The sequence below is a fragment of the Roseateles sp. P5_B10 genome, from assembly GCF_056400485.1.
The window spans coordinates 1-8,100 of the sequence record NZ_JBFULE010000188.1; the positions used below are offsets into that span (position 1 = coordinate 1).

At 68.0% G+C, this 8,100-nt stretch carries 7 protein-coding genes; 6 read left to right on the plus strand and 1 reads right to left on the minus strand.

Going from position 1 to position 8,100, the window contains the following annotated elements; translation table 11 throughout:
- A partial coding sequence (locus AC1DU6_RS13620; RefSeq protein WP_477857747.1) for a hypothetical protein occupies positions 1–204 on the minus strand: 204 nt, incomplete at its 3' end.
- Positions 205–270: 66 nt separating this feature from the next.
- Between AC1DU6_RS13620 and AC1DU6_RS13625 the strand changes: the two genes are divergently transcribed.
- The 6 genes from AC1DU6_RS13625 to parC all read left to right on the plus strand — a co-directional run.
- Positions 271–2,265 (plus strand): DNA topoisomerase IV subunit B, encoded by a 1,995-nt coding sequence (locus AC1DU6_RS13625; RefSeq protein ID WP_477857749.1) that lies wholly within the window; start codon positions 271–273, stop codon positions 2,263–2,265.
- A gap of 89 nt (positions 2,266–2,354) precedes the next feature.
- A complete protein-coding gene (locus tag AC1DU6_RS13630) occupies positions 2,355–3,905 on the plus strand; it encodes a S8 family serine peptidase (RefSeq protein WP_477857751.1) in 1,551 nt (516 codons plus the stop codon).
- A 144-nt stretch (positions 3,906–4,049) separates the two neighbouring features.
- Positions 4,050–5,081 (plus strand): histone deacetylase family protein, encoded by a 1,032-nt coding sequence (locus AC1DU6_RS13635; RefSeq protein WP_457393999.1) that lies wholly within the window; start codon positions 4,050–4,052, stop codon positions 5,079–5,081.
- A gap of 76 nt (positions 5,082–5,157) precedes the next feature.
- Positions 5,158–5,682: a GNAT family N-acetyltransferase gene (locus AC1DU6_RS13640; protein WP_457356593.1), complete on the plus strand. Its 525-nt coding sequence runs from the start codon at positions 5,158–5,160 to the stop codon at positions 5,680–5,682.
- Positions 5,679–6,335, plus strand: a complete 657-nt coding sequence (locus tag AC1DU6_RS13645) for a lytic transglycosylase domain-containing protein (RefSeq protein ID WP_477857753.1) — start codon at positions 5,679–5,681, stop codon at positions 6,333–6,335. Before AC1DU6_RS13640 ends, AC1DU6_RS13645 begins: the two co-directional genes overlap by 4 nt.
- A partial coding sequence (gene parC / locus AC1DU6_RS13650; RefSeq protein WP_477857755.1) for a DNA topoisomerase IV subunit A occupies positions 6,332–8,100 on the plus strand: 1,769 nt, incomplete at its 3' end. The genes AC1DU6_RS13645 and parC, both read left to right, overlap by 4 nt.

The window sequence follows — 8,100 nt, forward strand, 5'->3', positions numbered from 1 at the left end:
GCGGTTGACCTTGGCCGGTTTCCTGGCGACGAAGACGCCGTTTTCGACGTAAAGGCTGCCGCGCTGGATCTTCTGACCGTCGAACCAGCGCGCGTTCTTCAGTTCCCAAGACAGCGGGGCGCTGGCTTGGTAGGGCGGTTGGGAGGGGCCTTGCGCCTGTGCGAGTCCACAGGCCAGCAGCAAAAAGGCAGTCAGGAATCTCAAGCTCGAACACTCGCTCTTCGGGGGCCGCGAATCCTAGCCCGAGCGCGTCCATAGAATCCCGCCCCTATGTCGAGCCGTCCGTCTTCCTCTCCCGCCGCTGCACCTGCCGCTTATGGCGAAGCTTCCATCCGCGTTCTCAAGGGCCTGGAACCCGTCAAGCAGCGGCCGGGCATGTACACCCGCACCGAAAACCCGCTGCACTGCATCCAGGAAGTCATCGACAACGCCGCCGACGAGGCGCTGGGCGGTTTTGGCAAGCGCATCGACGTGACCTTGCATGCCGATGGCTCGGTGTCAGTCGCCGACGACGGCCGGGGCATTCCCTTCGGCCTGCACCCGGAAGAAGGCGTGCCCGTCGTCGAGATCGTCTTCACGCGGCTGCATGCCGGCGGCAAGTTCGACAAGGGCTCGGGCGGCGCCTACAGCTTCTCCGGCGGCCTGCACGGCGTGGGCGTGTCGGTGACCAATGCGCTGGCCAAGCGGCTGGAAGTGGCCGTGTGGCGCGACAAGCAGGTGGCTGGTATCGCCTTCGAGCACGGCGACGTGAAGCAGCAGGTCGTCACCCGCCCCGCTGCCAGCGGTGACCGCAAGCAGGGCACGACGGTGCGCGTCTGGCCCGAGGCCAAGTACTTCGAGAGCGCCGAGCTGCCCAAGCACGAATTGGTGCACTTGCTGCGCTCCAAGGCCGTGCTGATGCCCGGCGTGACCGTCACACTGAAGATCGAGAAGACCGGCGAGACGACCACCTGGCTCTACAAGGCCGGCCTGCGCGACTATCTTGCGCAGTCGCTCAACAGCGACCCGTTGATCCCGCTGTTCGAGGGCGAGGGCTTTGCCACCGCCGGCGAGAGCGAGAACTTTGCCGAAGGCGAGGGCGCCGCCTGGTGCGTGGCCTTTACCGAGGACGGCGCACCACTGCGCGAGAGCTATGTGAACCTGATCCCGACGGTCGCCGGCGGTACGCACGAGTCGGGCCTGAAGGACGGCCTGTTCGGCGCGGTCAAGGGCTTCATCGAGATGCACTCGCTGCTGCCCAAGGGCGTCAAGCTGATGCCTGACGACGTGTTCTCGCGCGCCAGCTTCGTGCTGTCCGCCAAGGTGCTGGACCCGCAGTTCCAGGGCCAGACCAAGGAGCGCCTGAACTCGCGCGACGCGCTGCGCCTGGTGTCGGCGTACGTGAAGCCGGCCCTGGAGCTGTGGCTGAACCACCATGTGGACCATGGCAAGAAGCTGGCCGACCTGGTCATCAAGCAGGCACAAACTCGGCAACGCGCCAGTCAGAAAGTTGAAAAACGAAAAGGCTCCGGCGTGGCCGTGCTGCYCGGCAAGCTGACCGACTGCGAAAGCCGCGACCTGCTGCACAACGAGGTCTTCCTCGTCGAGGGCGACTCTGCCGGCGGCAGCGCCAAGATGGGCCGCGACAAGGAGACGCAGGCCATCCTGCCGCTGCGCGGCAAGGTGCTGAACTCCTGGGAGGTCGAGCGCGATCTGCTGTTCAAGAACAACGAGATCCACGACATCTCGGTCGCGCTGGGCGTGGACCCGCACGGCCCCAACGACACGCCGGACCTGAGCGGCCTGCGCTACGGCAAGGTCTGCATCCTGTCGGACGCCGACGTCGACGGCTCGCACATCCAGGTGCTGCTGCTGACGTTGTTCTTCCGCCATTTCCCCAAGCTGGTTGAGACCGGACACGTATTCGTCGCCCGCCCGCCGCTGTACCGCGTCGATGCACCCGCACGCGGCAAGAAGCCCGCCGCCAAGCTCTACGCGCTGGACGACGGCGAGCTGACCGCGACGCTGGACAAGCTGCGCAAGGAGGGCGCGCGGGAAGGCTCGTGGAGCATCAGCCGCTTCAAGGGCCTGGGCGAGATGAACGCCGAGCAACTGTGGGACACGACGCTGAACCCCGAGACCCGCCGCCTGTCGCGCGTGGAATACGGGCAGCTCGACTTCGGCGCGACGGTGGACGCCTTCAACAAGCTGATGGGCAAGGGCGAGGCCGCCTCGCGCCGCGAGCTGATGGAGCTGCACGGCGACACGGTCGAGATTGACGTCTGAGCCCCCCCAAGCTAGGGGCGGGGTGACTCTCTGTTGACGCGGGTGATGGGCGGCGAAGAATGGCGCCCACCCTATTCAAAGGAGCTGCCATGCGTCAGCACAAGTTTGCGATCCGCGCCGTCGTTCTCTGCCTCGGTGCCGCCGCCATGTCGGCGGCCCTCGCCGCGCCCAAGGACGAAGTCGAGCTCATCGTTGGCCATAAGGTCAACGGCGGTGGCGCTGTGCGCGCCGAGGTCGGTCGCGGTGGCGGTCGCGTCGTCGAGGACTTGTCCGAGATCGACGCTCTCGTCGTCAGCATGCCGCGCGGCGCCGCCAAGGCACTGGCCCGCCACGCCCAGGTCGATTTCGTCGATGAACCGGTCGAGCGTCACATCCTCGGCAATCGCAGCATCCGCGTCGCCGGCTCGCAGGCCCAGGTCGCGCCCTACGGCATTGCGATGGTGCAGGCCGATCAGCTTTCCGACGCCCAGGCCGGCAACCGGCGTGTGTGCATCGTCGACTCGGGCATCAATGGCACCCACGAGGATTTGGCCGGCATCCCGATGACGGGCCAGAACTTCACCAAGTCCGGCGCCTGGAACACGGACGAAAACTCTCACGGCACCCATGTGGCCGGCACGATCGCGGCGCTGAACAACGCGGTCGGGGTCGTCGGCGTGGCGCCGTCGGGCCGCCTGAACCTGCATATCGCCAAGGTCTTCGACGCCAGCGGCAGCGCCAGCGACGCGGTGATCTCGCGTGCCATGTTGGGTTGCGGGCGCGCCGGCGCCAACGTCATCAGCATGTCGCTGGGTGGCGCCACCGGCAGCCGCACCGAGGCGCGCACCGTGGCCAAGCTGGCCAGCCAGGGCATCCTGCTGGTCGCGGCAGCCGGCAACGAAGGTGACAACACGCTGTCCTACCCGRCCGCCTTCGCCGAGGTCGTGTCGATTGCAGCTGTCGACGCCAACAAGCTCGTTGCCAGCTTCTCGCAGTTCAACGCTGACGTCGAGCTCGCCGCCCCCGGTGTGGCCGTGCTGTCGACCGTGCCGGCCTACAGCCAGACAGGCGCCTCGTTGACCGTCGCTGGCGGCAGCTTCACCGTGCAGTCCATGGACGGTTCACCCCGCAGCAGCRCCAGCGGTTCACTGGCCGACTTCGGCCTTGGCAGCGCCGCCACGCCGGGCAGCATGAACGGCAAGGTCTGCCTGATCCAGCGCGGCACCATCGCCTTCGCCGACAAGGTGCTGAACTGCCAGAGCAGTGGCGGCGTCGGTGCGGTCATCTACAACAACACGACGGGCGACCTGCTCGGCACATTGGGTGAGACCGTGACGACCATCCCGTCCGTCGGGGCCACCCAGGCAGACGGCGCGACCCTGCTGGGCCAGCTCGGCCAGTCGGCCAGCGTCGCCGTCTTCGGCCTGCCCGACCTGTACGCCAGCTACAGCGGCACGTCGATGGCGACGCCCCATGCATCCGCCGTTGCGGCCCTGGTGTGGAGCCTGCATGCCGGTTGCACGGCCACGCAATTGCGTGCGTCGCTGAACAAGAGCGCGCTGGACCTTGGCGCCCCCGGCCGTGACGACTACTACGGTAACGGCCTCGTGCAGGCCAAGGCAGCGCACGACCGCATCGCCGCGCTGGGCTGCGGCAACTGAGCAGGCGCCCCGGCGCCGGGGACAGAGTCAAAGCGCGGCACAATCCCGCGCCGTGATGACCGCCCCCGCCCCCGCCATTTGCCAATGCCCCGCGACGCTGCCCGCCGGGTGGAGCCGCGCTCAGCCGAGCGGATCGGGGGCCTGATGCAGACGGTCTTCAACGCCGGGCACGCGCTGCACGCGGCCACGCACGAGTTCTTCCGCGGCCGGCTGGTGCCGGCCTTCGAGGTCCCGGCGCGCGCCGACTACATCCTGCAGGCGGTGAGGGCTGCGGGCCTGGGTGAGGTGCTCGCGCCGGTCGACCACGGCCGCGCGCCGCTGGAGCGTGTGCATTCAGCGCGCTACCTGGATTTCATCGAGGGCGCGCACGCCGAGTGGCTCTCCACCGGTGGCGAGGGCGATGCCTTCCCGGCCGTGTGGCCGGTGCGTTCGTTGCGCAGTGACCTCGAGCCGATAAGTTTCGCGGCCCGCATGGGCCTGTATTCGATGGACAGTGGCACGCCGCTGACGGCCGGCAGCTGGGCTGCGGCCCATGCCGGCGCGCAGGCGTCGCTGACCGCACTCGATTTGGTGTTGGCCGGTGAGCGCTCGGCCTATGTGCTGACGCGCCCTCCTGGCCATCACGCCGGCGCCGACTTCTTCGGCGGCTACTGCTTCATCAACAACGCCGCCGTTGCCGCGCAGGCTGCACGCGACGCGGGCCTGGCTCGTGTGGCCATCCTGGACGTGGATTACCACCACGGCAACGGCACCCAGGCCATCTTCTACGACCGCGCCGACGTGTTCTTCGCCAGCCTCCACGGTGACCCGCGCACCGAGTACCCGTTCTTCCTCGGTCATGCCGACGAGACCGGCGCAGGCGAGGGCGTCGGCTTCAATGCCAACTTCCCGCTGCCGGTGGGCGTGGACAACGACGACTGGTTCGCTGCACTGGACGCGGCGCTCGCGCGGCTGACAGCCTTCAAGCCCGATCTGCTCATCGTCTCCCTCGGCGTGGACACCTATGGCGGGGACCCGATCTCGCACTTCAAGCTGGACGAGCCCGAGTTCCGCCGCATGGGCCAGCGCCTGGCTGCGTTCGGCGCGCCGACGTTGTTCATCCAGGAAGGCGGCTACGCGACCGAGGCCATCGGCCGCAACGTCGTCGCCGTGCTGGCTGGGTTCGAGACTGAATGACGACCCCCACGCTCGCTCCGCTCACTGCCCCCCGAGGGGGCTGGACCTCCCTTGGGGCGGCCCGGCGGGAGGTCCCATGAGCCTGCGCCTGCGCCCCACCATGCTGTCCGACCTCGACTGGGTCGTCTCGGTCGAGCGCGACGGTACCAACCTGCCCTTCATCACGCCCTGGGAGCGCCCGCAGCACGAAGGCGCCATCCGCTTTCCCGACTCACGCCACTTCATCCTTGAAGAAGGTGACGAACTGGAACGCATCGGCTTTGTCATCCTGCAGGGCTGCCGCAACCCGAACGGCTCGGTCGAGCTGAAGCGCCTGGTGCTGCAGGCCAAGGGCCGCGGCCTGGGGCGCTCGGCCGTACGCCAGCTCAAGGCCATGGCTTTCACGCAGCTGAAATCCCATCGCTTCTGGCTGGACGTGACGGCGCTGAACACGCGCGCCCTCGAGCTGTATCGCAGCGAAGGCTTTGTCGAGGAAGGCCGGCTGCGTGAGAGCGTGCGCGTGACAACCGACGGCGCTGACGGCTATGACTCGCTGATCGTCATGTCGCTGCTGGACCGCGAATTCCAGGCGCGTGTGGCCCTCGGGCTGGAGGCCGCATGAAGCCATGGCTGCTCCTGCTGCTGGCCGGCCYGGCACTGCCGGTGCATGCCGAGCTGTGGGGCTATGTCGACTCAGCCGGCATGGCCCACTTCTCGCCGCGCCAACTCGACGCGCGCTATGCCCCCGTGCTCGGCAGCGTCGGCATGAAGCGCGTGCCGGGCAAGACGGACGCGGGCCTGGCGCTGCTGAACTGGCTGGACATCGCTCCCGAAGTGAAGGCCGTCCAGCCTTGGGTGCGCGAGGCCGCCGCCCAGCACGGCGTGGACGCCGACCTGCTGAAGGCCATCATTGCGGTCGAGTCCGGCTACCAGCGCAACGCCGTGTCCCCGCGCGGCGCAACGGGCCTGATGCAGATCACGCCCGAAACGGCCAGCCGCTACGCCTCGCCTGCCGAGGCGGCGCGCTTGATCGAGCCCCGTATCAACATCCACACCGGCGCCCGCATGCTGGCCGATCTGATGCGCCGCTTTGGCCGCATCGACGCAGCCTTGGCGGCCTGGAATGCCGGCGAAGGCGCTGTGCGCCGGGCCGGCAACCGCGTGCCCGACATCGATGAAACCCAGGCCCACGTGCATCTCGTCCTCGAGTTGTACTGGGCCCTGCTGCAGCAGAGCCAACCGGCCCGCGCGCAGCGTTTGACCTTGCATCCATGAGTTCCCAGACCCCCATCGACTTCAACCCGCCCACCGACGACGGTGGCGACAACACGCTGACGCTGGGCGCTTACGCCCAGCAGGCCTATCTCGAATACGCGCTCAGCGTCGTCAAGGGGCGCGCGCTGCCGTCCTATGCCGACGGGCAAAAGCCCGTGCAACGCCGCATCCTCTACGCGATGCAGCGCCTGGGCCTGGGCTGGAGCGGCAACTCCGGTGCCAAGCCCGTCAAGGGCGCCAAGGTCGTCGGCGACGTGCTCGGCAACTTCCACCCGCATGGCGACCAGTCGGTCTATGACGCGCTGGTGCGCATGGCGCAGGACTTTTCGCTGCGCTACCCGCTGATCGACGGCCACGGCAACTTCGGCAGCCGCGACGGCGACGGCGCTGCGGCGATGCGCTACACGGAAGCGCGCCTGGCGCCCATCGCCCGCCTGGTGCTGGACGAGATCGACGAAGGCACGGTGGACTTCCGCGCCAACTACGACGGCACCACGCAGGAACCGGTCGAGCTGCCGGCGCGCCTGCCCTTCGTGCTGCTGAACGGTGCCAGCGGTATCGCCGTGGGCCTGGCCACCGAGATTCCCAGCCACAACCTGCGTGAGGTGGCCGCTGCGGCCGTGGCGCTGCTGAAGGACGACAAGCTCTCCGACGAAGCGCTGTTCGATCTGATCCCCGGCCCGGACTTCCCTGGCGGCGGCCAGCTGATCAGCGCGCCTGAGGACATCCGCGCGGCCTACACCTCGGGCAGGGGCAGCCTGAAGGTGCGTGCCCGCTGGAAGATCGAGGATCTGGCGCGCGGCCAGTGGCAGCTCGTCGTCACCGAGTTGCCGCACGGCACCAGCGCGCAGAAGGTGCTGGAAGAGATCGAGGAGCTGTCCAACCCCAAGGTCAAGGCGGGCAAGAAGACACTGTCGGCCGACCAGTTGCAGCTCAAGGCCAGTCTGCTGGCGGTGCTGGACGGCGTGCGCGACGAGTCCAGCAAGGACGCGGCCGTGCGCATCGTCTTCGAGCCCAAGAGCCGCACCGTCGAGCAGCAGGACCTGATCAACACGCTGCTGGCCCACACCAGCCTGGAGAGCAGCGCGCCCGTCAACATGACGATGATCGGCGCCGACGGGCGGCCGACACAGAAGAGCCTGCGCCAGGTGTTGGCCGAGTGGGTGGGCTTCCGCCAGACGACGGTGCGCCGCCGCACCGAGCATCGCCTGGCCCACGTCAACGACCGCATCCATGTGCTCGAAGGCCGGCAGCTGGTGCTGCTGAACATCGACGAGGTCATTCGCATCATTCGCGAGTCCGACGAGCCCAAGGCCGCGCTGATCGAGCATTTCAAGCTCAGCGACCGTCAGGCGGAAGACATCCTTGAAATCCGCCTGCGTCAATTGGCACGGCTGGAGGCCATCAAGATCGAGCAGGAGCTGTCCAAGCTGCGCGATGAGCGCACGAAGCTGGAAGACATCCTCGGCTCCACCCCGGCGCTGCGCCGCACCGTCATCAAGGAGATCGAGGCTGACGCCAAGCAGTTCGGCGACGACCGCCGCACGCTGATCCAGGCCGACAAGCGCGTCGTTGCCGAAGTGAAGATCGTCGACGAGCCGGTCACCGTCATCGTCAGCCAGAAGGGCTGGGTGAGGGCGCTCAAGGGCCACGAGGTCGACATCGCCGCCCAGACCTTCAAGGCCGGCGACACGCTGTGGGGGGCGTTCCGCTGCCGCAGCGTCGATCCCCTCATCGTGGTCGGCAGCAACGGCAGGGTCTACTC

Coding starts and splice junctions, on each gene's coding strand:
- AC1DU6_RS13640 (WP_457356593.1), top strand. CDS start 5,158: ATGAGCCTGCGCCTGCGCCCCACCATGCTGTCCGACCTCGACTGGGTC.
- AC1DU6_RS13635 (WP_457393999.1), top strand. CDS start 4,050: ATGCAGACGGTCTTCAACGCCGGGCACGCGCTGCACGCGGCCACGCAC.